The sequence below is a fragment of the Pseudomonas sp. RIT411 genome, assembly GCF_003057735.2.
Classification (GTDB): Bacteria; Pseudomonadota; Gammaproteobacteria; order Pseudomonadales; family Pseudomonadaceae; genus Chryseomonas; species Chryseomonas oryzihabitans.
The window spans coordinates 195,307-219,732 of record NZ_QBIZ02000005.1 but is presented as its reverse complement, the minus strand read 5'-3'; the positions used below and the strand labels follow the sequence as shown (position 1 = coordinate 219,732).

The window sequence follows — 24,426 nt, the reverse complement described above, 5'->3', positions numbered from 1 at the left end:
GCGTCCCGCAAGGGACGCGCTGCGCTGACAGGCATCCCCGTTCTGGGCGATGCTTGTCAGGCATCTGGCAACCGAGAGCACCATGATCGATCTCGCCGAATGGAATCTGACGGTTCCCGTACCCATGCCCGTGGCCCAGGTACAGACCGCCGAACTCAACAGCAGCGCCTTTCGCAGCCCCTATCTCATGCGTGGTGAGGGAGGGTCGCTGCTGTTCTGGGTCCCCGTGACCGGTACCCCGCAACCCTTCAACAGCTATCCCGCCACCGAGTTGCGCGAAACGCGTCCGGACGGCAGCGCCTATGCCTGGAAGTATCGCGAGGCCGATGCCCTGCTGCAGGCCGAAGCGGCGGTGCAGCAGGTGCCCTCACGCCCCGAGGTCATCATCAGCCAGATCGAGGACCAGACCGCCGCGCCTGAAGCGTCCCAGGCACTGTTGCAACTGGTCTACCGCGTGGAAAGCGCGGCCACTGCCAAGGGACAGGTCGAGCAGGGCCAACTCATCGCCCGGTTGCGGGAAAGCCCCACCGACAGTCCCAAGGACGTCATCCTGCTGGAGCATCTACCGCTCAACAGTCGCTTCAGCTATGACATCAAGCTGGCGCGTACCGGGGTGCTCACGGTACGTGCCCATGGCGCCGGTTCCCGCAACGGAGACCTGGGTCTGCAACTGGACAGCGCTTGGAGCAGCCATCACCTGTATTTCAAGGCGGGCGCCCGCTTGCGCGATGGGGAAGGGCCCGCCACCGAGGGCGGGCGTGTGCTGTTCTACCGGCTGATTTCCATGCACCAGCCCAATAACAGATAGAGCACGCCCTAGGTGGCGTGCTTTTCCTGCTGCTTGCGCTCTTCGCGGCGGTCGTTGCTGACCTTGAGCTTCTTGGCGCGGCTCTCCAGGGCGAAGTAGAGCACGGCGGCGATCAGCAGCGGGACGATGAAGTACAGCGTCCGGTAGCCGAGCAGGGCGGCGATGATCTTGCCTTGGGAAAGACCGTCGTTGGCCAGCAGGGCGATGAACACCGTCTCCAGCACCCCGACCCCGGCCGGGATATGCACGATGACCATGGCGATGCTGGACAGCAGCAGGACGCCGAGTACATGCAGATAGTCCACCTGACGGCCGAGAAAGAGATAGACAATGGCGGCCATGGCCATCCAGTTGATTGAGGACACCAGCAGCTGCAGACAGGCCATGCGCAGCGAGGGCAAGGCGAGGCGCTGCTTGCGCACCGTCCATTCGCGCTGCTTGGCGAAGGCGCAGACGCCCAGGTAGAAAACGATGAAGGCCAGCAGACCAAAGCCGATCAGTCGCAGCGTGGTATCACCGACGAACCAGTTGGGCGGCATGTCCACTACGCCGCTGACGAAGATGCCGCCGGCGAGCAGGACATACCCCAGCCAGTTGGTGGCGATGCTCAGGGAAAAGATCCGGGTGATGGTGCCGCTGGACAGGCCCAGCCGCGAGTAGAGGCGATACCTCATGCCGATGCCGCCGACCCAGGTGCTCAGGGTCAGGGTGAAGGCATAGCAGATGAAGGACACCAGGAACACCTGGCGCTTGACCAGCTTGTGGCCGCAATAGGCGCGCCCGATCAGGTCGTAGCAGCCATACATGATGTAGGACAGCACCACCAGGCCACCGGCCATGGCCAGGGTGGTCCACTTGTAGCCGGTGAAGACCTTCCAGACTTCGCCCCAGTCGACCTTGCGGGCATAGATCACCAGCAGCACCACCACCGCGATCAGGAACACCCAGGTGAGAATCTTCTTGGCCAGGACCCAGTGCTTATTCTGCGGTTTGTCGGCGGCCTGCTGGTCCGCCTCGTCGTCGGCGTGGTCCAGGGTGTCGCTGTGGCTGCTCATCGTTGCGGATACCTTGAGATCGAGGAATCGACCCGGTCCTGGGTTTCGAGCTCGGGCTGCACCGGCGGACTCACCAGTTCGATCTTGGGGGTATGACCGGGCAGCCAGCCGACCCAGGCGGGAAAGTGGCGCAGGAAGTGGAAGACCAGCATCGTCTTGGCCAGGTGCCAGTAGGTGCGCTTGGGCACCTTGCTGCTGTCGACGTGCTCGCAGTGATTCTGGATCAGGGTTTCCAGGCGACCGCGCAATTCACGGTTGAAGGCATGGTCGTGGAAGATCAGGTTGCATTCGAGATTGAGCGAAAGACTCAGGGGGTCGAGATTGCTCGAACCCACGGTGGACCAGTGCTCGTCCATGGTCGCCACCTTGCCGTGCAGGGGGCGCAGGCAATATTCGTAGATCTCCACCCCGGCCTTGACCAGGTAGTTGTAGAGCATCTGGGCGCCGACCTTGACGATGGCCATGTCCGGTTCGCCCTGGACGATCAGCACCACGCGGACGCCGCGTTGCGCCGCATTGCGCATCTCCCTGAGCAGTCGATAGCCGGGGAAGAAATAGGCATTGGCGATCACCACCTCGCGCTTGGCGTTGCGCAGCATCTCCAGGTAGTGCTTTTCGATATCGGCGCGGTGCTCGTCGTTGTCGCGGAACACCAGCAGCGCCTGGGCATTGCCGGGATTGCGATTGTCGGCCGGTTTCTGCGAGCGCTTGCCCCACCAGCGGTGGGTCTCTTCCGGGGAGTTGATGGCGTCGCGGGCGAAGCGATGGATGTCATCGACGATGGGGCCTTCGACCTCGACGGCATAATCCTGCTTGGCCTCGGGCCCGAAGTCGCCCAGGTGCTCGGCGGAATAGTTGATGCCGCCGATGAAACCCAGGCGGGCGTCCACCACCACGATCTTGCGATGCAGGCGGCGAAAGAGGTTGGTCCTCATGCCCATAACCAGGGGGCGCGGATCGTAGTAGCGAAAGCGCACCCCGGCATGGACCATCTCGTCGATGAAGGCCTGCGGCAGGTCCGGCGAGCCGTAGGCATCCACGGTGATGTCCACCTGGACACCGCGCTTGGCCGCCGCGACCAATTCCTCCTGCAAGGCCTTGCCGACCTTGTCGTAAAAGAGGATGAAGGTCTCGATGATCACCTCGCGCTCGGCTTCGCGAATCGCCTCGAAGACCCGTGGAAAGAAGTCCTCGCCGTTTTCCAGCAAGGCGATGCGGTTTCCGTCCCGCCATTCGAAGTTCATAGGTGGAAGTCCGCAGCCAGGGGAGCGTGGTCGGAGAGGTGCGACCACGGCTGATTGCCCAGCACCTGTGGGCGCCCGACACTGACGTTACGGGTATAGATGCGATCCAGGCAGAGCAGGGGACGCTTCGCCGGGAAGGTCTTGGGCAGGCGCCCCGCGGTCTTCATGAACACCTCTTCGAGGCCCGCGCCCTGGCCAAGGATGTCGTTGGCCTTCTGGCGCCAGTCGTTGAAATCCCCCGCCACCACGACGGGAGCGTCGCTGGGCAGGGAATTGATGTGTTCGCAGATCAGCTTCATCTGCATCTGGCGGTGCTTTTCCCGCAATCCCAGGTGCACGCAGATCACGTGCAGATCCACACCCTGATCCGGAACACGCAGGACGCAATGCAGCATCCCGCGCTTTTCCGGTCCGGCGATGGAAATGTCGAAGTTGTCGTAACTGACGATGGGAAACTTCGACAGCACCGCATTACCGTGATGGCCATCCGGGTAGACCGCATTTCGCCCGTAGGCGAAATCGGTCCACATGGAATCGGCCAGGAACTCGTACTGCGGCGCCGCCGGCCAGTTCTCGAAGCGCAACGGGTGCTTTTCGTGGGTACCCAACACCTCCTGCAAGAAGACAATGTCCGCTGACACCGTCCGCACCGCCTCGCGCAATTCCGGCAAGATGAACTTGCGGTTGAAGGACGTGAAGCCCTTGTGCGTGTTGATGGTCAGGACCTTGAACGAAAAACCCTGTTGCGCGTCCGTCATGCCTGGCGCTTCCTCCGCTTGGTCTGGGTCAGCTCGAACAGCAATACCGAGCGTCCGGTGACCTGATAGGTATCTCCGAAATTGAAGACGTCGCCGGCATCCAGATCGGGCTGATTGGTGTCCAGCTGCAGGGACCAATGCTCGCCCATGGGGACTTCCGGCAGGGTGAAATCCACCACGTCATAATGAGCATTGACCAGAATCAGCAGCGAGGTATCCGCGCCCTTGCGACGAATGCCGGTCGGCTGAGCGCGACCATCCAGGAGGATGCCCATGCACTTGTTGCTGCCGTCCTGCCATTGCTCATCGCCCATCTCGCTGCCACCGGGCTGCAGCCAGGTGACGTCCTTGACGCCCAATTCCTCGTTGTAGGCGCCGGTGAAGAAGCGGCTACGACGCAGCAGCGGATAGCGACGACGCAGGTCGATCAGGTTGCGCACGTATTCCTGCAGTTCGGCGCTCTTCTCGCTGATCTCCCAGTTGACCCAGCCGATCTCGCTGTCCTGGCAGTAGGCGTTGTTGTTGCCGCCCTGGGTCCGGGCGAATTCGTCGCCGGCCAGCAGCATCGGCGTGCCCTGGGAGAGGAAGAGGGTGGCCAACAGGTTGCGCATCTGGCGATAGCGCAGCTCGATGATTTCCGGATCGTCCGTCTCGCCTTCGGCTCCACAGTTCCACGACAGGTTGTGGGAGTGACCGTCGTTGTTGTCTTCGCCGTTGGCCTCGTTGTGCTTGTCGTTGTACGACACGGTATCGGCCAGGGTGAAGCCATCGTGAGCGGTCACGAAGTTCACGGACGAATAGGGCTTACGACCGCGACGATTGAACTTGTCGCCGGAGCCCAGGAAGATCTTCGCGAAGTCGCCGATCTTGTCCTCGTCACCCTTCCAGAAGGCACGGGCGGTGTCGCGGAAGGTGTCGTTCCACTCCATCCAGCCGGGCGGGAAGTTGCCCACCTGATAGCCGCCAGGGCCGCAGTCCCAGGGTTCAGCGATGAGCTTGGTCTCGGCCAGGATCGGGTCCTGACGGCAGGCGTGCAGGAAGCCGCCGCCCTCGTCGAAGCCGTCCGGCTCGCGACCCAGGATGGTGGCCAGGTCGAAGCGGAAGCCGTCCACGCCCATCTCGGTAGCCCAGTAGCGCAGCGAGTCGGTCACCATCTGCAGCACGCAGGGGTGGCTCATGTTCAGGGTGTTGCCGGTGCCGGTGTCGTTGATGTAGTAGCGCGCATCATCGGGCATCAGGCGGTAGTAGTTGGCGTTGTCGATGCCCTTGAGCGAGAGGGTCGGGCCCATCTCGTTGCCTTCGGCGGTGTGGTTGTAGACCACGTCGAGGATGACCTCGAGGCCGGCGTTGTGCATGCGCGCGACCATCACCTTGAATTCGCCGATGGACTGGCTGGCCATGTAGCGCGAGTGCGGGGCGAAGAAGGCCAGGGTGTTGTAACCCCAGAAGTTTCTCAGGCCCTTTTCCAGCAGGTGGTTGTCATCGAGGAAGTAGTGGATCGGCATCAGTTCGACGGAGGTGATGCCGAGCGACTTGATGTAGTCGATGACCTCGCTCTCCTGCAGACCGGAAAAGGTGCCGCGGGCGCTTTCCGGGACGGCCGGGTGCTGCATGGTGTAGCCACGGACGTGGGTCTCGTAGAACACGGTGCGATCACGCGGCACGCGCGGGTGGGTGGTGTTGCCCCAGGTGAAGGCGGGGTCGATGACGCGGCAGCGCGGCATGAAGGGCGCGCTGTCACGCTCGTCGAAGGACAGGTCGCCATCGGGGTGGCCGATGGTGTAGCCGAACAGGGCATCGTTCCACTCCAGCTCGCCCACGATCTGCTTGGCATAAGGATCGATCAGCAGCTTGTTGTGGTTGAAACGATGGCCATTCTGCGGCTCGTACGGGCCATGCACGCGATAGCCGTAGAGGGTGCCGGGACGGGCGTCGGGCAGATAGCCGTGCCAGATCTCGTTGGTGAATTCCGGCAGTTCGATACGCTCGATTTCTTCCTTGCCTTCGTCGTCGAAGAGACAGAGTTCCACCTTGGTGGCGTTGGCGGAAAAGATGGCGAAGTTCACGCCGGAGCCGTCCCAGGTGGCGCCCAGGGGGTAGGGCAGCCCTTCACGAACACGAGACTTGGACTTGCTGATGAAAGTGGTCGCTTCGGTTAACGGCTTGTTGGACTCGGTTGAAGTCATTTCGACGCTCTCGGGATAGCTAGGAAGGAAGTAGCTCTGACTCGGCTCTCAATACCTGCCGGTGGCTGAATCGATACAGATCCGGCTACCTGCATATGAAAGGCCCGACGCAGCGCAGTTCCGAGCCCTGATGGCGAACCGACAAAGCGTTGTTTTTTCAGGAAAAAATCAGAAAAACAGTGATAACGCAGACACCGCAGCGAGGCGGCGGGGGGAAGGCCTGGCCGGACGGCCAGGCCGAAACATCACATCACTCGGTGGCGGCGGGCTTGGTCGTGGCCGCCTTGGCGCGGGACGCGCGCGGCTTCTTCGGCGTGGCCGGAGCCACGCCTACGCCGGTTGCCTCGACGTTGGCATCGGCCTTGGCCTTGCTAGCAGTGGTCTTGCTCGCGCCGGTCTTGCCTGCACTGGGCTTGACCGCCTGCTTGACCTTGGAGGCAACCTTCTTGGCCGCCGATTCCACCTTCTCGGTTACCGACTCACCGGCCGCTGCGGCTTCGGTAGCGGCCTTCTCGCTGCCACTCTTGGTCTTGCCGGTGGTGCGGGGCTTGCTGGCGACGGGCTTGTCCGCGCTCGCTGCCGCAGCCTTGGTCGCGCGAGGCTTCTTGGCCGCGGTCTTCTTGGCCACGCCTTCCTGTTCGGCTTCGTACAGTCGAGTCGCCATCTCCCAGTGGCGATCGTGTTCGTGGGCCGGCCGTCCTTCGGACTCCCAGATCTGATAGGCGAGCTGCTGGATGCGTTCGTCTTTTTGGGTCATTGCGGTGCGGCTCCTTGAGTGATGTCTTGTGTGCTGAGCAATCCAAGCGGAAAACGTGCCAGAACCTCGCCGACAGAAAGCTCTTTCTTCTGGTCATGGACAGATGCCGGGGCAAAAGTTTCCCCAAAACGGTACATGGACAAGGTTTCCGGAAGTTTTATCCGGGTGTCCTGCCAGGCCTCTGCGGAAAAGCGGAGATTTCCATCGTTCTGCAGGAGGTCGGAGGCATGCACCGGCACGATGACGATCACCGCCTGTTGCTCCCAGGTCCGGGCGAACGCCAGCACCTGATCGGCATGGGCACCCACTACGGTCAGGGGCAGGTAGCGACCTCCGGTGAACAGCTGCGGCTGCTGCTTGCGCAGCTGCAGGACGGCAGCCAGTACCTGTTGCTTGATCTCGCCGTTCTGCCAGGCATCCAGGGCAGCCTCGACGGAAGCGTGCTTGGCCAGCGCCTGCTGCCGTGGGGCGTAGTCCACGGCACGGCGGTTGTCGGGCTCCACCAGGCTGAAGTCCCAGAATTCACCACCCTGGTAGAGGTCGGGCACGCCGGGCGCGGTATTGCGCAGCAGCATCTGCACCAGGCCGTTCAACGCACCGGCCGGAGCCAGTTCGCGGACCGCGGTGACGATCTCGCCGCGCAGGGCGCGGTACTTGGCGTCGGTGAGCAGACCTTCCAGGAAGGCCTTGCAGGCCGCCTCGTAGTCGCCATTCGGCGCCCACCAATCGGACTCCAGCTTCTCTTCGCGCAGGGCCTTTTCCTGCCACTGAAGCAGCCGCTCCAGATAGGCCTCCAGACCCTTCTGGTCGTCGGCCTGGAGCTGCAGCGGCCAGCTGGCGAGCAGGGTCTGGTAAAGCATCAGTTCATCGCCCGGCGTCGGCGCCGGGGCGTCGTTCCACTGGCCGCGCAACGGTGCGGCCTGTTCCATCCAGCGGGTGGCCTGGGCGATGTAGGCGTCCGGGCGTTCCGAGACCACTGCCAGGCGCGCGCGGGTGTCTTCGCCACGCTTGTGGTCGTGGGTCGCGGTGGTCAGCATGTTGCGCGGGAAGTGCTCGGCGCGCCAACCGCTGGCCTGGTGGAAGGCACTGACCGGCTGGGCGAAATGCTGTGGATCAAAGCCCACGTCATTGCGCGACAGCAGCGGCGCGGAGCGATAGCAGGCCGTGTCTTCCACCGCCTTGGCGGCGATCGGCGAGGTGAGTTGCTGGAACTTGGTGATGGCACGACGCTGCTCGCGGCGGGCCACGCTGCCCACGGGCTTGTGACGCGGGGCGTCGCCACCCAGCCAGGCGCGCAGCTGTTCCAGCAGCGGTTGCTCCGCCTCGCTGACGTGGGGGCGGGCAGCTTCCAGTGCGGTATCGAACCACTGGGCGTCGTTGCCGACGAAGCCCGCCGCGCCGGCGTAGGTGCGATAGACCTTGAACTGCACGATCAGCTCCAGCAACACCCGGCGGATGGCGCCCTGACTGGTGTCGCGGGTGCGCCAATCCTGCTGCGCCAGCAGGTGCAGGGTATGCACGGCCGATTCGAATTCGCTGTTCAGCGCGGTGGTGAGCACCAGGCGCCGCGCTTCCCGCACCTCTTCGAGGAAGTCCTCGGTGCGACCGGTCCGCTCGGCCCAGAACTGGCGCAAAGGGGCTTCGCCACTGGCGGCATGTTGCACCGCCGACACCTCGTTCATGAATTCGTAGCCGGTGGTGCCGTCGATGCCCCAGCCTTCGCGCAGCTGCTCGCCTTCGGCGAGGATCTTCTCGATGTAGATGGGGAAGCCGTCCTCCGGCGCGCCGCCGCTGCGGCTGGCGCAGAGGTCGTCGACGCGGCGGCGCAGCTTGCGGCAATAGGCGCGCGGATTGGCCAGGCCGTCGATGTGATCCAGGCGCAGGCCGTCGAGCAGGCCTTCGCTGATCAGGCGGAAGATCAGCGAATGGGTTTCCTCGAACACCTCATGGCGCTCCATGCGCAGGCCGCCCAGTTCGGTGATGTCGAAGAAGCGCCGCCAGTTGATGTCGTCCGAGGCGGTGCGCCAGCTGGCCAGGCGATAGTGCTGACTCTCCAGCAGGGCGTGCAGCCGCTCCTGGTTGGCCGGCTGGCTACCGTCGAAGGCGGCTACCGCCTTGTCGATGGCAGCGGCGACGGCGGGGTCCTTGGCGGCATCGGCCAACTGGCGCTGGGCGCCGCGGGCTTCTTCCAGGTCCTTGGCCCGTGCCGAGAAGGCATCGGCGAACAGACTCAGCTGGGGCAGGTCGCTCTCGCGCAGGATCTGACCGTAGGTACCCGGGTTGATCGGGAAGTGGTGGGCGTAGTACTCGACGCGGAAGGCGCCTTGCTCGCCGTCGAACACCAGCTTGAGTTCGCCGGCCTGCAACACGTTGCCATAGGCGTCACCGAGGAAGGGCAGCAGCACCTGGCCTTGCAGATCCGGGTCGGGCCCGTACCAGTTGATGTCGTAGAAGCCCGCGTAGCGGCTCTGGCGACCCCATTCGAGGATGTCCAGCCACCAGGCGTTCTCCGAGCCGCCCACGTTGGTGTGGTTGGGCACGAAGTCGGCGATCAGGCCCATGCCGTGTTCGCGCAGGCGGGCGACCAGGCGCCGCAGCGCCTCTTCGCCGCCCAGTTCCGGGTTGACCCGGGTCGGATCGACCACGTCATAGCCGTGCACGGAACCGGCGCGCGCGGTGGTGATGGGCGAGGCATAGAAATGACTGATGCCCAGCTTGGCGTAGTACTCCACCAGGGGCAGGGCGTCGTCGAAGGTGAAATCCTTGTGGAACTGCAGGCGTACGGTAGCGCGCAAGCGACTCATCGAGTGTTCTCCGGATTGTTACGAGCAATGCTCAGCACGCGTAGGCGTCGTTCAGGGGTAGCGGCATCCAGCAGGCGCTCGGCGGGGTCGTCCCAGCGGCGCAGCCAGTTGGGGTGTTCGTTGGTGGTTCCGGGCAGGTTGGCCTGTTCCAGCTGACCCAGGGCATCTTCTACCGGCAGGATGATCAGCGGCGCCGGGGTGCGGCCGATGAAGTCGATGGCGGCATCGACGGCGGACTCGACATTGCTTTCCCGGGTGTCGTCCAGTTCCAGCACCTTGGCCAGCTGCTGACGATCCTTGGCACGCTCGTCGAGACGGTCCTGGCGCGAGGTGCCGTCGGGCAGCAGTCCGAGTTCTTCCTGCCAATCGGCGTCGCGACCCTGCCACCAGCCGGTGAGGGTCGGCAGGTCGTGGGTGGTGGGCATGCCCATGGCCGTGTCCGACCACTGCGCGGCCGGCTTGAAGGCGTCGCCATCGCGCTCAAACAACAGCACCTGCATGCCCATGATGGCGCGCTCGGCCAGCCGCTCGCGAAAGCCCTCGGGTACGGTGCCCAGGTCTTCACCCATGACCACGCAGCGATAGCGCCAGGATTCCAGCGCCACCAGCCGCAGCAGGTCGTCGATGGGATAGGAGAGATAGGCACCGTCGGCCGGGGAGGCACCCTCGGGCACCAGCCAGAGGCGCTGCAGCCCCATCACATGGTCGATGCGCACGCCGCCGGCATGGGCGAAGTTGGCCCTGAGCATCTCGATGAAGGCGCGGAAGCCATGCTTGACCATGCCCGTGGGGGAGAAGGCGGAAATGCCCCAGCCCTGGCCCTTCTGGTTGAGCAGATCCGGCGGACAACCCACGGTGACCGAGGCCAGCAGCTCTTCCTGGCGACTCCAGGCCTGGCTGCCGCCACCGTCAGCGCCTACGGCGATGTCGGCGATCAGGCCGATCTTCATGCCTGCTTCGCGGCACTGCGCCTGGGCCGCGGACAGTCCTTCGCTGGCCAGCCACTGGGTGAAGGCATAGAACTCCACGTCCTGGGCATGGCGTTCGGCGAATTCGGCCACGGCCGGATTCTTGGGATCGCGATACTGCTGGGGCCAATGCTGCCAGCTGGGCGAGGCATCGCCCTGGGTGAAGGAGGCATGCAGGGCTTCGAAGCGGCAATGGTTTTCCAGGGCGTCGCCACCGTCGCGGCGGAAGGCCTCGAAGCGCTCGCGCAGCTCACCGCCAGCGGTGCGGAAGTCCAGGTGCAGGGTACGCAGCAGGCGCAGCCGCAGCCTGGCCAGGGCCGGCCAGTCGATCAGTTCCAGCTGCTCCAGGCGCTCGGCTTCCGCCTGCAGGCCGGCGCGCTGCATGGCCTGGCGTACGGGCTCGGCGCCCAGGACCAGCTCCGGCGCGGCATAGAGCACGTTGAAGAACACCCGACTCGACGGGGAGTAGGGGCTGTAGCGACTGCCGTCGGCGCTGAACATGGCGTGCAGCGGGCTTATGGCCAGGGCGTCGGCGCCCTTGCTGCCTGCGGCCTTGGCGAAGTGCACCAAGCCCAGCAGATCGCCGGCGCCGCTGCCCCCTTCGCGCCTTAGGCTGTAGAGCTGCACGGCCAGCCCCCAGAGACGGGCCTGCTCGTCGCCGGTGGCGTCGGCGATGGTGAAGCAGCGTTCCGGCGCGACGGCCAGGGTCAGGGCTTCGCCATCGACCTCGGCCTGGTGATAACCGGCGGCGCTGATCGGCGCCAGCTGTCCGCGGTCGTCGACCTGACCGTCCAGACGCTCGCCGTCTTCCAGCTGCACCTGGTAGCGGACGCCACGCTTGAACTGGTCCGGCGCCCCGACCGGCTTGCCGACCACCGCCGTGATGAGCGGCGGCAGATGGTGCTTGTCGCCCACCTCGGCCAGCTTGCGCAAGCTGGTGTCGATCTCGGCGTCACTGTCCGCCGGCAACTCGATAGCCTTGAGCAGATTGCGCAGCGCCTCGGGGCTCACCCGTTGGCGCTTGCCGTCGTAGGCGGTCCATTCGATGGCGATGCCCGCGGCCTCCGCCAGTTGTTCCAAACGATCTCCACTCATGCCTTTTTCTCCAGCCAGACCAGTGCCGAGTGAGCGGCCAGGGTGCCGTCCTGGCGGGTCGGCGTTGCGCTGGCGTCACTGCTGTGCAACAGCTCGCCCTGGGGAGCCTCGTCCACCGGTACGGCCTTGTCGCTCAGGTTGAGTTCGATGGTCAGGCGGCTGCCGTCGGCGAGACTCCAGCGCGCCCGTACGGCGCGCTCGGCCAGGGCTTCGGCGCCTATGGGGCGAGCACCTTCCAGGCGCGGGAAGAGTTCGCGGCGGCGGATTTCCAGCAGCTCGCGATACAGCCCCAGCCAGGCGGCGTGATCGGGCTGATCGGCCTCGCCGAAATTGGGCTTGGAATCTTCGAAGGTCTTGGCGGCGTTCGGGTCGGGGATCTGCTGGCGATGCTCTTCGCTGGTGAAGAAATCGAAGTCCTTGAATTCGTTGCGACGGCCGTCGCGGACCAGCTCGGCCAGCTCGTCGTTGTGGCTGGTGAAGAACAGGAAGGGTTGGCGGCTGCCCCATTCCTCACCGATGAACAGCAGCGGAATCATCGGGCTGAGCAGCAGCAGGGCAGTGGCGGCCTTTAGCGCCGGCTCGGGCGCCAGACGGGTCAGGCGTTCACCGAAGGCGCGGTTGCCGACCTGATCGTGGTTCTGCAGGAAGATGACGAACGCCGAGGCCGGCAGGTCCTTGCTGGGTTCACCACGGGCCTTGCCATGGCGGGTCTGCTCGCCCTGGTAGATGAAGCCCTCGCCCAGGCAGCGCACCAGCTTGGCCGTGGCGTCCTCGGTGAAGTCCTGGTAGTAGCCTTCGTTCTCGTCGGTCAGCATGGGGTGGATGACGTTGTGCCAATCGTCCGCCCACTGCGCGTTGTAGTGCTTGCCACCCAGCAGCGTGGCCGTGTTGTCCTCGTTCTCCAGCATCAGGTGGATGTGGCGACTCGGCTCGACGGTGCTGCGGATCTCCTCGGCCATCTCTTCGAGGAAGCCCTTGTCGTTGATGGCGTGGACGGCATCGAATCTGAGGCCGTCGAAGCGATACTCCATCAGCCACATCAGGGCGTTGTCGATGAAGTAGCGGCGTACCGCGTCCTGGCGGAAATCGATGGCCGCACCCCAGGGCGTATGGATGTCTTCGCGGAAGAAGCGCTCGGCATAGGCGTGCAGGTAGTTGCCGTCCGGTCCGAAGTGGTTGTAGACCACGTCCAGGTAGACCATGACGCCATGGCCGTGGGCGGTGTCGATCAGCGACTTGAGGTCGTCCGGGGTGCCATAGGAGGCTTCCACCGCGTACGGCAGCACGCCGTCATAGCCCCAGTTGCGATCGCCAGGAAATTCCGACAGCGGCATCAGCTCGATGGCGGTGACACCCAGTGCCGCCAGGCGCGGCACCAGCTTCTCGACGCCCGCGAAGCCACCCAGGGTGCCGACGTGCAATTCATAGATGACGCTCTCGTGCCAAGGACGGCCCTGCCACTCGACGGTCTGCCAGTGATAGGTGGTGGGGTCGATGACGATGCTCGGCTCGTGCACATCGCCGGCCTGGGCGCGGGAGGCCGGGTCGGGGACCAGCAGGTCCTTGATCTGGTAGCGATAACGGGTGCCGGCACCGCATTGGGCCTCCACCGCGAACCAGCCGTCTTGCTCGGCTTCCATGGGAAGGGTCATGCCACCTTCCAGGACCACCGACACGGCGTCAGCGCTGGGCGCCCAGAAGTGGAAGAGGGTGCGTTCCTTGTTCACCAGAGTGGCACCGGCACGGGTCTGCCAGGCATAGCCCCCGGTCACCGCGGCTGCGTCGCGCGAAATATCAGTCATGGATAGAGAACTCCCGAAACCGGACGGCAGAAAAGACGCTGCGGCCCAGTTGGCCGCAGTTGCTGTTATGACCGGTGAGAGTTGCGCAAAGTTAGGCGGGGAAAGCGCTTTTCGTCGGCCTTTTGCCGAGGGAAAAGCGCTTGGTAGTCAGGTTGCGCCTCAGGCGCCGACCTGACGCTCCTGGTGAGCGGTGGTCTGGAGCAGATCGAGGTACAGCGAGGCATAGGGCTTGGCGCATTCGGACCAGAAGAACGGGCCCTGCATGGCGCGATGACGCATGGCCAGCAAGAGGTCCTGACGTTCGAACACACCCAGGGCGCGGTCGATGGCGCTGATGTAGTTTTCCAGCGACAGCGGGGCGAACAGGAAGCCGGTGGTGCCGTCCTCGATGCTGTCGGCCAGGCCACCGGTGCGGGTGGCGATCGGTAGGGAGGCGAAGCGCTGGGCGTACATCTGGCTCAGGCCGCACGGCTCGAAGCGCGAGGGCATCAGCAGGAAGTCGCTCCCGGCATACATGCGCCGTGCCTCGGTCTCGCAGAAGCCGATGTGGGCACTGACCCGACCGGGATGGCGCAGGGCCAGGGCCCGTACCTGGCGCTCGATGTGCGGCTCGCCGCAACCGATGATCATCAGCTGGCCACCGCGGGCGACGATGTGATCGGCCGCCTCGATGGTCAGGTCGATGCCTTTCTGCTGGACCAGTCGGGAGACCACGGCGAACAACGGGCCGTTGGAGGGCTCCAGGCCGAATTCCTCGCGAATGCGCGCGGCGTTGACCGCCTTGCCGTCCCAGTCCGATTCGGTGAATTGCTGGCACAGGTGCGGGTCGCTGCAGGCGCTCCAGCCATCGTCGATGCCGTTGAGCAGGCCGGTCAGCTTGCCGTCACGGGCCTTGACCTGCAGCAGGCCTTCGAGGCCGCAACCGAATTCCGCGGTGGTGATTTCCTGGGCGTAGGTGTGGCTGACCGTGGTGATGTGGTCGGCATAGACCAGACCGGCCTTGAGAAAGGACACCTTGCCCCAGAACTCCAGGCCCTCCATCTGGAAGGCGTGGGCGGGAATGTCGAGATCGGCCATGACCGAAGCCGGGAACAGGCCCTGGTACGCCAGGTTGTGGATGGTGGTCAGGCACGGGGTGCTGGCACCCTTCCAGCGCAGGTAGCCAGCGGCGAGGCCGGTCTGCCAGTCGTTGAGGTGCAGCAGGTCCGGCACCCAGCGAATGGAGGCGTCGCCCAGGGCGAAGTCGGCGGCAGCGCTGGCCAGGCGACCGAAGCGGATGTGGTTGTCGGCCCAGTCGGCACCGTTCAGGTCGCCATAGGGGTTGCCCGGGCGCTCATAGAGTTCGGGGCAGATCAGCACATAGACGACCAGGCCGTCTTCCAGATTGACGCGACCGATCTCGCAGGCCGGCATGGCGGCGCGGGCGGCGATGCGGCCGACCATCTGCACGCGATCCTTGATCGCGGCCATCACCTGACGATAGCCGGGGATCAATACCCGGACGTCGTGGGAGGCGGCGAGGGCGCGCGGCAGGGCGCCTGATACCTCGCCCAGGCCACCGGCCTTGACGAAGTCGGAAATTTCCGGAGTCACGAAAAGAATGCGTTTACGACTTTCGACGACGGAGCTCAGCGTCAGCTGAGGCTCGTCCGTGCGCTTGCGGAGCGAGCTGGATCTGGTGGTGCGAGTGGCAGTTTCAACGGGCTCCAGAGCCCCAAATTTCCCCACGACGGCATTTGCCATGGTGCGCTCCCAATGCAGCAAGTTCGAGACTGAGGTTTACCTGATTGCTTCTTTCCTGAAGCTCGATGCTCCTGGTTCAAAAACGCCTACAGCCGAGCTGCTACAGCCTTTTTGCCGGTCACCTCTTCTTGAGATGTCTGGATCTGGGCGAGAACTGCTTCGCGGATTTCCAGATTGCTCTCGCACTGACTCACGGACAACGTCACAAGTTTCCCGCTCGAATGTTGCGGTCTTGCTTCGTATTGCCAGATGCATGCCCGAAAGCCGTCGCGGTTCGGGCCGGTACCTCTGAATAAACGCCAGGTGAACCGCTTGATGGTCACCTGATCGCGACAATTGGCCGAAAAATCAGACTTCTGGCTGACGAACGACCGGCTCTTGCCTTTCGTCGGATAGTGGCGCGGGGTGCACGTCACGGCGTCCCAGTTCGGTCCGCAGCTTGGGCAGGCAGAGGGGGAATTCGCGATTGATGTGGGTGATCAGCCGCTCGCGCACGAAGCAGCGCAGGTCCCAGTTCTTGGAGGAATCGCCCGAACTCACCAGCACGCGCAGCTGGATGGAATCGTGGGACGCATCGGTCACCTGCAGCACGCAGACACGGCCATCCCACAAATGGGGCACCTCGGCACAGGCGCGTTCCAATTCGGTGCGGATGGGTGCCAGGGGTAGGGAATAGTCAACCCATATGAAGACTGACCCGATCAGGCTGGAAGACGAGCGCGTCCAGTTCTGGAAGGGCGTCTCGATGAAGTATTGCAGCGGGACCACCAGGCGGCGATCGTCCCAGATACGGACCACCACGTAGGTGCCGGTGATCTCTTCCACCCGGCCCCATTCGCCTTCGACGATGACCACATCGTCCAGCCGGATCGGCTGGGTCACGGCGATCTGCAGGCCGGCGATGAGATTGCCCAGGACCGGTCGCGCAGCGATACCCGCGACCAGGCCCGCGACCCCGGCCGAGGCGAGCAGGCTCGCACCCACCTGGCGAACCGCCGGGAAGGTCATCAGCATCAGGGCGATGCCCACCAGCAGGACGATGAAGCTGAGGCTGCGCACCAGCACCCGATTCTGCGTCTGGATCCGCCTGGCCCGCAGGTTGTCCGCCACATCTACGGGATTGCGCAGGGCGATGGTCGCGCCGACGGCCTTGACCGCCCGGAGGCCCAGCCAGGTAAAGGCGGCGATGCTCAGCAGACCGGTGAGATGCTGTACGGCACGCAACAGCGGCAGGGCATCGGGTGCGGAATTCCAGACACCTTGCAACACCACCAACGGCACGGCCAGGCGCGCGGGTTTCTCGGCGTACTTGACCAGGTTGCGCGCCAGCAGGAAGGGATTGGCCAGGCGGCGGATGGCCGCGAACGCCAGGGTCAGGGCGACGCTGCTGATCAGCAGGGCGACCCCCGCCGCGATCAGCGTGGTGATCCAGGGGGCGTTGAGCCAACCCGTCCAGTCGATGGCCGTCATGCGCAATTTCCTCAGGCAGACGGCTCCCCGTGATCCAGAAAAGCTGACGCGCCGGAACCGCGGGGAGCCTTTCGAGACACCTGTTTTCCGACTGAGGGGCTTCGCCACGGTTCCCCGAATGTCCGGCAAACGGTCCCAGGGTGGTAATACCACCCCAATAGGTGCGATGCCTGTTGCGCAGTGCTGGCTTTTTCTGTCGATCAGTGGGGCAGGATGTCGCACCTCGCGTCTAAGCTCAGAGGAGAGTGCGCAGCGGACGCCGGATAGGAGTAGAATTCGCGCCCCAACGAGATACGTCCAGTCAGATGGCGGACCTGCGGAGATCGAGACGGATTTATGAAACCAGTGGTAGTGGTCGTCGAAGACGAGAACATGTTGCTCGGGCTGATGGAAGAGGTGCTCGAAGGCGAAGGCTTTCAGGTGCACACCTTCGGCACCGCGGATCAAGCCTGGGAATACCTGTCGAGTGCGCGTCCGACGCCTGATCTGCTGATCACCGACGTCCGCATGCCGGGTGTCATCGACGGCCTGGAGCTGGCGCGCCGCGTCAAGCAGCAGCTGCCGGGTCTGCCCATCATCGTCTCTTCGGGCTATTTCGAAGAGCTGCAGCCCGAGCGCGCCCCGGACATCTACTACCTGCCAAAGCCCTGGCGCTTCGACGACCTGCTGGCCGGCTGCTTCCGCTTCCTCAATCAGCGCAAGGGCTGATTGCTGCCTTCTGCGGCCTGGTTCCAGGCCGTACTCTCCTTTGTGGTGGAAGCGGGCGCTGTCCGCAACCGTCCAGCACCCTGCCTAAGCTGATTCCTTTTCGTTATTTATCTGACGATACTTAGATCGTTTAGCTTGGCCTCCGACAGGCATCGAGTCGATGCCGAGGGCGCGCTCCGGCGTGCCTGCCGACAAGGAGGCCTTCATGAATTCACTGCTCAAGTCTCTGGCGCTGGCTGCAGGCCTGGCAACGCTCGCGGTGCAGGCGACCGCTGCCGATCTGGTGGTCGGCTACCAGACCGGTGTCGATCCCTCAAAGGTCGCCCAGGCCGATGGCCGCTACGATCAGGCGATTGGCCAGAAGATCGACTGGCGCCGTTTCAACAGCGGTCCCGAGGTCGTCGCCGCGCTGGCATCGGGTGATGTCCAGATTGGCAATCTCGGCTCCAGCCCGCTGGCGGCGGCCACCTCGCGCAAGCTGCCGCTGGTGACCTTCCTCGTCTCCGCGCAAATCGATTCCGCCGAAGCCCTGGTCGTACGCGATGGCAGCGGGATCGACAGACCCGAGCAACTGGTCGGCAAGACCATCGCCACGCCCTTCGTCTCCACCTCCCACTACAGCCTGCTGGGAGCCCTCAAACACTGGGGCGTGGATCCGGCCAAGGTCAAGATCGTCAACCTCAATCCCACCGAGATCGCCGCTGCCTGGCGCCGCGGTGATATCGATGGCGCCTTCGTCTGGTCACCCGCGCTGGGCGAGATCAAGAAGAACGGGAAGGTGCTCGCCGATGCCGCCCAGGTGGGCAGCTGGGGTGCGCCAACCTTCGAGGTCTGGGTGGCGCGCAAGGACTTCGCCGAAAAGCATCCCGAAGTCATCGCCCAGTACGCCAAGGTCACCTTGCAGGCCTTCGCCGACTACCAGGCCCATGGCAAGGCATGGGATGCGCAGTCCGAGCAGGCCAGAAAGATCGCTCGCCTGACCGGCGCGGACGCCGCGGACATCCCCGAATTACTGGCCGGCTCACGTTATCCGGATGCCCAGGCGCAACTCGGGCCCGATCTGCTCGGTGGCGGCACGGCCAAGGCCATCGCCCACACCGCCGAATTTCTCAAGGAACAGAAGCGCATTCCCACGGTGCTCGACGACTACTCGCCCTATGTCAGCGCCGAATACGTCCGCAAGGCTCAATAGCGATCCTCTCACGCCACGATTCGCCCCTCTCCGGAGGGGCTTTTTTTCCCAGCCGACAGGAGCCGGTCATGAGTCGACTCACCCTGGAACAGGCCAGCCTCGGATTCGTCCGCCGTGGCCGTCGTCAACCCATTCTGCAGCGTCTCGACCTCGCAGTGGAGAAGGGCGCCTGCCTGGTCGTCCTGGGCCCGTCCGGCTGCGGTAAGTCCAGCCTGCTCAACGTGCTCGCCGGTTTTCAATCCCTGGATGAAGGGCGCGTGCAGCTCGATGGCCGGACCCTGGGGGGGCCGGGTGGCGAACGCGGCGTGGTGTTCCAGGACGACGCCCTGATGCCCTGGCTCAATGCGCTCGACAACGTCGCCCTGGGACTGCGCCTGCGCGGGCTGGGACGTGCCGAGCGCGAGGCCAGGGCTCGCGAGATGCTCGAGCTGGTGGGGCTGCCGCAGCACGCCGAGCACGCCATCGGCGAACTCTCGGGTGGCCAGCGTCAACGCCTGGGTCTGGCCCGCGCCCTGGCGGTGGATCCGGATTTCCTACTGCTGGACGAACCCTTCGGCGCTCTCGACGCCCTGACCCGGGAACGCATGCAGGTGCTGTTGCTGGACGTATGGAAACGCACCGGCAAGGGCCTGTTCCTCATCACCCACAGCGTCGACGAGGCGCTGTTTCTGGCGACCGAGCTGCTGGTGCTGGACGGACCGCCCGCGCGCATCGTCCGCCGCCTGGAGGTGCCTTTCGCCCGCCGCTATCTGGCGGGGGAGCCCGTTCGCGCGATCAAGGCCGATCCCCTTTTCGCCGAGCTGCGCCAGGAGTTGCTCGACCTCTTTCTGCAGGAGTCTCCCGATCATGTCCTCTGACACCCTGACAACCTCCCTGCGCGATAACCGGGAACGCCGTCGACTGCACTTGGACCGCCGCCGAGTGGCAGCGCTGGGCACCCTGGCAGGCGTGGCGACGCTCTGGTGGAGCGCGACCCATCTGGGTTGGGTGGATACCCTGTTCCTGCCGTCGCCCGAACAACTGCTGGTCGCTCTGCAGGGACTGCTCGCCGACGGCTATCTGGATGCCAGCCTCTGGCAGCACCTGGGCACCAGCCTGCTGCGGGTGCTGGCGGCGCTACTGGCGGCCGTGCTGACCGCGGTACCCCTGGGCATCGCCATGGGCCTCAACCCGACCCTGAACGCCGCGCTGGACCCCCTGGTGGAGTTCTATCGGCCGATTCCACCGCTGGCCTACCTGCCGCTGATGGTGATCTGGTTCGGCATCGGCGAGCTGTCCAAGGTGCTGCTGATCTATCTGGCGTTGTTCGCGCCCTTGCTGATCGCCACCGTGGGTGGGGTGCGCCGGGTCGATCCGGCGCGACGCCAGGCAGTGCGCTGCCTGGGCGCCTCGCGAGGGCAGGTGGTGCGGCACGTCATCCTGCCCAGTGCCTTGCCCGACATCCTCACCGGCCTGCGGATCGCCCTGGGGGTGGGCTGGTCGACCCTGGTGGCCGCTGAGTTGATCGCGGCCAATCGGGGCCTGGGCTTCATGGTGCAATCGGCCGCCCAGTTCATGGCCACCGACGTGGTGGTGGTGGGCATCCTGCTGATCGCCAGCATCGCCCTGTCCATCGAACTGGGCCTGCGCGCCCTGCAGCGGCGCTATGCCGGCTGGCAGTAGGGAGACGTCCATGCCCCTTACCTTCGAACGTCTGAGCCCCGCCCTCGGGGCACGCGTCCATGGCCTGGATCTGCGCGAGCCCCTGGACGCCGCCAGCCACACGGCACTCCACCAGGGGCTGCGGGAGCATCAGGTGCTGTTTCTGCGTGACCAGTTGCTGACGCCACGCCAGCAACGGGACGTGGCGGCCCATTTCGGCGATCTGCACATCCACCCGATCTATCCCAAGCATCCCGAGCAGCCGGAAATCCTGGTGCTGGATACCGAGTTGAACGATCTGAGGGACAACGCGCTCTGGCATACGGATGTGACCTTCATCCAGACGCCGCCGCTGGGGTCGCTGCTCAGCGCCCGCCAGGTGCCTGCCTATGGCGGCGATACCCTCTGGGCGAGCAATTCCGCGGCCTATGCGGCGCTGTCCGCACCGCTTCGCGGGCTGCTCGACGGTCTCAGTGCCTGGCACGACCTGAGCAAATCCTTTCCGCTGGAGCGCTTCGGCCAGACGCCGGAAGGCTTGCAGCGTTTCAATGCGGCACGCGCGTCCAACCCGCCGGTGCGTCATCCGGTGGTGAGGGTGCACCCGGAGACCGGGGTCAAGGGGCTGTTCGTCAGCGCCGGCTTCACCACCCGGATCGTCGAGCTGGAAGAAGCCGAGAGCGAGGCGCTGCTGCAATTGCTGTTCGCCCATGCCGCCCGACCTGAATTCCAGGTGCGCTGGCAGTGGCAGGCGGGCGATCTGGCCTTCTGGGACAACCGCATCACCCAGCACTACGCCTGTGACGACTATCGTCCGCAGCGGCGCGTGATGCACCGGGCGACCATCCTGGGCGACCGTCCCCGCGGGCCGGGCGACCAGGGATGATGGCCTGTCCGCAGCAGGGATAGGCCGGCGTCCCGGCGGAAGATCAGTTGCCCAGGACGTCGATCAGCCCGAATACGAAGAACAGCACGATGCACACGGCCGCCACCGCGACCGGGATGAAGCGCGGATCCTTGATGGCCTTCCACATGGCCTGACGATTGCTGCGAGACGTTTCCATGACACCGCTCCAGGGGGTAAGGCCGGCGAGCTTAAAGCATCGCCGGGGGCGGCGGCCAGCCGGGCAGGGCGGCTCTCGTCGGGGTTTCCGGCCGGTTCGGCGGCCTAGGCGACGCCGATCTTCCACTGCGGCGGCGGGGGGGTGCCGTTGACCGCGAAGTCGCCGACGATTCGATCCTTGTAGATGCGCGGATTGTGGGAGGCGAGGGTGCGGGCATTGCGCCAGAAGCGATCCAGACCCTGGGGTCTCAGCGTGGCCGAGGCGCCCAGGGCGTCGAACAGGCGTCCGGAGGCCTCGATGATCAGGTCCGTCACCACATTGAGCGATTGGCAGACTTCCAGTTCGGCCAGCGCCACCGCGCGATCCTCGGCGGCCTGGTCGTCCGTCTGCCTGAGGGCATGCACCCGCTGCAAGGCCTCGGCGTTCTTCAGGGCAATCACCCCGGCGCAGTAGGCCGCGCTGCGTACCTGGCCTACCACGGCCAGCACCTGGGGATCCTGGCTGACACGGTCGGCGTTGCCGATGGTGAAGGTGCGGGTGCGAGCGGCGACCGCGGCCGCTACCTCGCTGCTCATGGCCCGTCCCAGGCCCGCCAGATTGGCGAGGTGAAAGACCTGGAAGAAGCCGGGTGAATAGCGGAAGCGCTCGCCCACCGCCACCACGTCCGCAGGCTCTACGCGCACATTGGTGAAGGTCGCCGTGCCGCTGGCGGTCAGGGTCTGGCCGAAGCCATTCCAGTCATCCACCACCTCGACGCCGGGGGCATCGCGGCGGACGGTGACCATGACGCGATTGCCGGCCTCGTCGGTGGCGCCCACGTCGATCCAGTCGGCATAGAGCGAACCGGTGGTATAGAACTTGGTGCCGGAGAGCAGCAGGGCGTCGCCCTCGCGGCGTACGCGTGTGCTGAACTCGGCGCGCCGGGCATCGCCGACTTCGCTGGACGCCGGACCTATTGTCTCGCCGGCAGCGATGCGCGCGAACCAGCGGCTGCGGCGCGCCGGGTCGTCGCTGTTGAGCAGGCCCTCGACAAAGCCCATGTGGCCGCGCAGGGCTTGGACCAGATTGGAATCCGCCTCGCCCAGTTCGATGAGCAGGGCGAACAGTTCCGGCAGGGTGACGCCTGCGCCGCCGTGCTCGACCGGCAGCCGCAGGGCGGTGAAGCCCGCTGCCTTCAGCCAGTCCAGCTCTTCGACCGGCAGCCGCCGCTGCACCTCGCGTTGGATGGCGCCCGCGCGGACGCGCTGGAACAGCGGCTGAAAGCGCGCGGAGAGGTCGGCATGGCGCGCGGAAGGGCCGGCGCCCCAGCCTGCGGAAATGATGCTCATGGGAATGGAGATCCTTCTAATGCTGTCGGGAGAGATTCGGGACGGGCGAGACCGAGACGGGCCATCTCGGCCTGGGCGGCGCGGGTGTGGCCGATCAGGGCGATCGCCGCCAGCAGACGGCGGCCCAAGGTTTTCAGGACCGCTTCCGGCGCTGCGGGACGGTATCGGGTGGACGGAGCCCATTCGTCTTGCTGCCTGCCCGCCGGCCTTGCATGAGTCCTTATCGGGGAAGTGGGTGCAGGTTCACCCGTACGGAGCATCTTGTTGGATAAAAACATGGCGGACTTTGACAAGTGCAGAGTTGGCTCAAGTCTAGAAGGCACTTCGAGCCATTGACCAGTTGTCAAAAGTGCTAAGGATATGTCTCGAAATATTCCTTGCCAGAAGTGTTGTTCCCGCAACAGTTGGGTCTTGGTGTGGATGATTTTTTATAAGCTTATGTTTTTATTGGTTGCTTGAATGATCGTTAGATGGGCTGCGGAATTATCGCGGCAAGACGTTGAATATCGAGCCATTGCATGGCTGAAGGCAGCGAACAATCACTTGTTCATGAAGTAATGCCTTAACGATATTTCACTTCTGGATGCTCTTTTTCTAAGGTCGGCTTTGATTTCTGGCTATCAGGGCCCTGTGGTGACTGTCTATCTCGATACGCGGCATCGCCGCCTGGTCAAATTGCTCCTGCATACGTTCACCGCCCGCAGCGAATGGCCGACCTGGGGGCTGATTGCAGGGGTCTACGCAAGCTGGCTGCTGCTCGTCCTGGCCTGGCCGCTGCTTGGCTACTGGACCCTGCCACCGCTGATTCTGGTCGTCGTGCTGCACCAGTCGCTGCAGCACGAGTTGATCCACGGTCATCCCACGCGCTGGCCCCGGGTTAATGCCCTGCTGGCCTATCCACCCCTCGGCCTCTGGTTTCCCTTTCCGCTCTATAGGGACAGCCATCTGGCGCACCATCGGCGCGAGAACCTCACCGACCCGGACCTCGATCCCGAGAGCCGCTATGTGGATGGCGAGGTCTGGGAGCGAAGAGGGCAGGCCGGACGGGCGTTGCTCTGGCTGGACAAGACCTTGCTCGGGCGTGTCCTGGTGGGACCGGTGCTATCGCTGCACGGCATGCTGGAGTTCGAAGTACGCCGCTGCCGGCGTGGCGAGCGGGGCATGCTGGGTGTCTGGCTGATCCACCTGACACTCTGTGCAGGGCTGCTCCTGGCGATCCACGGGCTGTCTGGCATGCCCCTGGCGATCTATGTGCTGGGAGTGGCCTGGCCGGCGCTGGCCCTGGCGCTGATCAGATCCTTTTACGAACACCGCCCGGCGCTGGATCCGGCGCAAAGGTGCGTGCTCAACGAGAGCGGCGGGGCGCTGCGCTGGCTGTTTCTCAACAATACCCTGCACCTGGTCCACCACGATCTGCCGGGCTTGCCCTGGTATCTGATTCCGCGGGTCTACCGCGCCAGGCGCAGTGCCTATCAGGCGCGCAGCGGAGGCTTCGTGTTTTCCGGCTATCGCGAGCTGGGTCGACGTTTCGCCTGGCGAGCCGTGGATGCACCCAGGCATCCCGGCGCTGACGCAAGGCCTCCCAGCCATCTCCCGGCCGGTCAGCCTTCATTGATATCTGCCTGCCGCTAGATAATACCACCCCTTCGTTTTGGATCGCTTTGGGATTGATTCTCCCTGCCTGGGTAATCAAGGCGAGACCAAGCCAGATCGTTGCGATGCCGGGCCGTTCAGAAGGGCCGATGGAGCAGCGCCGCCAGTTCGGGCGCCAGCCGCTGCCTGGGAAACCTGTTGGCGCCTGGGGAA

General features: G+C 64.8%; 19 protein-coding genes. 7 read left to right on the top strand and 12 right to left on the bottom strand.

All coding sequences use genetic code 11. The annotated features are described in order from the left end of the window. Nucleotides 1-82 precede the first annotated feature (82 nt). Nucleotides 83-808: a polysaccharide lyase family 7 protein gene (locus DBY63_RS09950; RefSeq protein ID WP_027599231.1), complete on the top strand. Its 726-nt coding sequence runs from the start codon at nucleotides 83-85 to the stop codon at nucleotides 806-808. Between the two features lie 8 nt (nucleotides 809-816). Here the strand turns inward: DBY63_RS09950 and DBY63_RS09945 are convergent, their stop codons facing one another. The 10 genes from DBY63_RS09945 to DBY63_RS09900 all read right to left on the bottom strand — a co-directional run bounded on the left by DBY63_RS09945 (nucleotide 817) and on the right by DBY63_RS09900 (nucleotide 16,690). Beyond that, complete coding sequence (locus DBY63_RS09945) at nucleotides 817-1,863, bottom strand: YbhN family protein (protein WP_037007058.1); 1,047 nt, start codon at nucleotides 1,861-1,863, stop codon at nucleotides 817-819. Continuing rightward, nucleotides 1,860-3,107, bottom strand: a complete 1,248-nt coding sequence (clsB, locus tag DBY63_RS09940) for a cardiolipin synthase ClsB (protein WP_042134338.1) — start codon at nucleotides 3,105-3,107, stop codon at nucleotides 1,860-1,862. The genes DBY63_RS09945 and clsB overlap by 4 nt, the downstream gene beginning before the upstream one ends. Next, the gene (locus DBY63_RS09935; protein WP_007161821.1) at nucleotides 3,104-3,865 is read right to left on the bottom strand and encodes an endonuclease/exonuclease/phosphatase family protein; all 762 of its coding nucleotides are present in this window, start codon (nucleotides 3,863-3,865) and stop codon (nucleotides 3,104-3,106) included. The genes clsB and DBY63_RS09935 overlap by 4 nt, the downstream gene beginning before the upstream one ends. Further along, entirely contained in the window at nucleotides 3,862-6,051 is a 2,190-nt protein-coding gene (gene glgX, locus DBY63_RS09930; protein WP_244898821.1) for a glycogen debranching protein GlgX, read from the bottom strand. The genes DBY63_RS09935 and glgX overlap by 4 nt, the downstream gene beginning before the upstream one ends. 250 nt (nucleotides 6,052-6,301) lie before the next feature. After that, nucleotides 6,302-6,808 carry a DUF2934 domain-containing protein gene (locus tag DBY63_RS25195; protein ID WP_027599235.1) on the bottom strand — a complete coding sequence of 169 codons (507 nt, stop codon included), beginning with the start codon at nucleotides 6,806-6,808 and terminating at the stop codon, nucleotides 6,302-6,304. Continuing rightward, nucleotides 6,805-9,612: a malto-oligosyltrehalose synthase gene (gene treY / locus DBY63_RS09920; protein ID WP_108581809.1), complete on the bottom strand. Its 2,808-nt coding sequence runs from the start codon at nucleotides 9,610-9,612 to the stop codon at nucleotides 6,805-6,807. The genes DBY63_RS25195 and treY overlap by 4 nt, the downstream gene beginning before the upstream one ends. Beyond that, the gene (gene malQ, locus DBY63_RS09915; protein ID WP_108581808.1) at nucleotides 9,609-11,675 is read right to left on the bottom strand and encodes a 4-alpha-glucanotransferase; all 2,067 of its coding nucleotides are present in this window, start codon (nucleotides 11,673-11,675) and stop codon (nucleotides 9,609-9,611) included. The genes treY and malQ overlap by 4 nt, the downstream gene beginning before the upstream one ends. Further along, the gene (treZ, locus tag DBY63_RS09910) at nucleotides 11,672-13,477 is read right to left on the bottom strand and encodes a malto-oligosyltrehalose trehalohydrolase (protein ID WP_108581807.1); all 1,806 of its coding nucleotides are present in this window, start codon (nucleotides 13,475-13,477) and stop codon (nucleotides 11,672-11,674) included. Before treZ ends, malQ begins: the two co-directional genes overlap by 4 nt. Before the next feature lie 159 nt (nucleotides 13,478-13,636). Continuing rightward, on the bottom strand, nucleotides 13,637-15,220 hold the full coding sequence (gene glgA, locus DBY63_RS09905; RefSeq protein ID WP_256594373.1) for a glycogen synthase GlgA: 1,584 nt from the start codon (nucleotides 15,218-15,220) through the stop codon (nucleotides 13,637-13,639). A gap of 348 nt (nucleotides 15,221-15,568) precedes the next feature. After that, a complete protein-coding gene (locus tag DBY63_RS09900; protein WP_108581806.1) occupies nucleotides 15,569-16,690 on the bottom strand; it encodes a mechanosensitive ion channel domain-containing protein in 1,122 nt (373 codons plus the stop codon). 336 nt (nucleotides 16,691-17,026) lie between these two features. Here DBY63_RS09900 and DBY63_RS09895 point away from each other — a divergent pair, with 336 nt between their 5' ends. The 5 genes from DBY63_RS09895 (at nucleotide 17,027) to tauD (ending at nucleotide 21,114) form a co-directional block, all read left to right on the top strand. Beyond that, entirely contained in the window at nucleotides 17,027-17,398 is a 372-nt protein-coding gene (locus DBY63_RS09895; RefSeq protein WP_108581805.1) for a response regulator, read from the top strand. A 205-nt stretch (nucleotides 17,399-17,603) separates the two neighbouring features. Next, entirely contained in the window at nucleotides 17,604-18,590 is a 987-nt protein-coding gene (gene tauA, locus DBY63_RS09890; protein WP_108581804.1) for a taurine ABC transporter substrate-binding protein, read from the top strand. A 68-nt stretch (nucleotides 18,591-18,658) separates the two neighbouring features. Beyond that, nucleotides 18,659-19,447, top strand: coding sequence for an ATP-binding cassette domain-containing protein (locus tag DBY63_RS09885; protein ID WP_108581803.1), 789 nt, complete (start codon nucleotides 18,659-18,661; stop codon nucleotides 19,445-19,447). Continuing rightward, a complete protein-coding gene (gene tauC / locus DBY63_RS09880) occupies nucleotides 19,437-20,252 on the top strand; it encodes a taurine ABC transporter permease TauC (protein ID WP_108581802.1) in 816 nt (271 codons plus the stop codon). The genes DBY63_RS09885 and tauC overlap by 11 nt, the downstream gene beginning before the upstream one ends. 10 nt (nucleotides 20,253-20,262) lie before the next feature. Next, a complete protein-coding gene (tauD, locus tag DBY63_RS09875) occupies nucleotides 20,263-21,114 on the top strand; it encodes a taurine dioxygenase (RefSeq protein ID WP_108581801.1) in 852 nt (283 codons plus the stop codon). Nucleotides 21,115-21,157: 43 nt separating this feature from the next. On the opposite strand, the gene DBY63_RS25190 is transcribed toward tauD, so the two are convergent. Together DBY63_RS25190 and DBY63_RS09870 are read right to left on the bottom strand one after the other, a co-directional pair. Beyond that, a complete protein-coding gene (locus DBY63_RS25190; protein WP_256594372.1) occupies nucleotides 21,158-21,292 on the bottom strand; it encodes a hypothetical protein in 135 nt (44 codons plus the stop codon). A gap of 104 nt (nucleotides 21,293-21,396) precedes the next feature. Continuing rightward, nucleotides 21,397-22,620 (bottom strand): acyl-CoA dehydrogenase family protein, encoded by a 1,224-nt coding sequence (locus tag DBY63_RS09870; protein WP_108581800.1) that lies wholly within the window; start codon nucleotides 22,618-22,620, stop codon nucleotides 21,397-21,399. 633 nt (nucleotides 22,621-23,253) lie between these two features. On the opposite strand from DBY63_RS09870, the gene DBY63_RS09865 reads away from it, so the two are divergent. Continuing rightward, nucleotides 23,254-24,252, top strand: a complete 999-nt coding sequence (locus DBY63_RS09865; protein WP_108581874.1) for a fatty acid desaturase — start codon at nucleotides 23,254-23,256, stop codon at nucleotides 24,250-24,252. The last annotated feature ends 174 nt before the right edge of the window (nucleotides 24,253-24,426 follow it).

Excerpts from the sequence above, each read along its gene's own strand:
- DBY63_RS09950 (WP_027599231.1), top strand. The coding sequence starts at position 83 with ATGATCGATCTCGCCGAATGGAATCTGACGGTTCCCGTACCCATGCCC.
- DBY63_RS09945 (WP_037007058.1), bottom strand. The coding sequence starts at position 1,863 with ATGAGCAGCCACAGCGACACCCTGGACCACGCCGACGACGAGGCGGAC.
- clsB (WP_042134338.1), bottom strand. The coding sequence starts at position 3,107 with ATGAACTTCGAATGGCGGGACGGAAACCGCATCGCCTTGCTGGAAAAC.
- DBY63_RS09935 (WP_007161821.1), bottom strand. The coding sequence starts at position 3,865 with ATGACGGACGCGCAACAGGGTTTTTCGTTCAAGGTCCTGACCATCAAC.
- glgX (WP_244898821.1), bottom strand. The coding sequence starts at position 6,051 with ATGACTTCAACCGAGTCCAACAAGCCGTTAACCGAAGCGACCACTTTC.
- DBY63_RS25195 (WP_027599235.1), bottom strand. The coding sequence starts at position 6,808 with ATGACCCAAAAAGACGAACGCATCCAGCAGCTCGCCTATCAGATCTGG.
- treY (WP_108581809.1), bottom strand. The coding sequence starts at position 9,612 with ATGAGTCGCTTGCGCGCTACCGTACGCCTGCAGTTCCACAAGGATTTC.
- malQ (WP_108581808.1), bottom strand. The coding sequence starts at position 11,675 with ATGAGTGGAGATCGTTTGGAACAACTGGCGGAGGCCGCGGGCATCGCC.
- treZ (WP_108581807.1), bottom strand. The coding sequence starts at position 13,477 with ATGACTGATATTTCGCGCGACGCAGCCGCGGTGACCGGGGGCTATGCC.
- glgA (WP_256594373.1), bottom strand. The coding sequence starts at position 15,220 with ATGGCAAATGCCGTCGTGGGGAAATTTGGGGCTCTGGAGCCCGTTGAA.
- DBY63_RS09900 (WP_108581806.1), bottom strand. The coding sequence starts at position 16,690 with ATGACGGCCATCGACTGGACGGGTTGGCTCAACGCCCCCTGGATCACC.
- DBY63_RS09895 (WP_108581805.1), top strand. The coding sequence starts at position 17,027 with ATGAAACCAGTGGTAGTGGTCGTCGAAGACGAGAACATGTTGCTCGGG.
- tauA (WP_108581804.1), top strand. The coding sequence starts at position 17,604 with ATGAATTCACTGCTCAAGTCTCTGGCGCTGGCTGCAGGCCTGGCAACG.
- DBY63_RS09885 (WP_108581803.1), top strand. The coding sequence starts at position 18,659 with ATGAGTCGACTCACCCTGGAACAGGCCAGCCTCGGATTCGTCCGCCGT.
- tauC (WP_108581802.1), top strand. The coding sequence starts at position 19,437 with ATGTCCTCTGACACCCTGACAACCTCCCTGCGCGATAACCGGGAACGC.
- tauD (WP_108581801.1), top strand. The coding sequence starts at position 20,263 with ATGCCCCTTACCTTCGAACGTCTGAGCCCCGCCCTCGGGGCACGCGTC.
- DBY63_RS25190 (WP_256594372.1), bottom strand. The coding sequence starts at position 21,292 with ATGGAAACGTCTCGCAGCAATCGTCAGGCCATGTGGAAGGCCATCAAG.
- DBY63_RS09870 (WP_108581800.1), bottom strand. The coding sequence starts at position 22,620 with ATGAGCATCATTTCCGCAGGCTGGGGCGCCGGCCCTTCCGCGCGCCAT.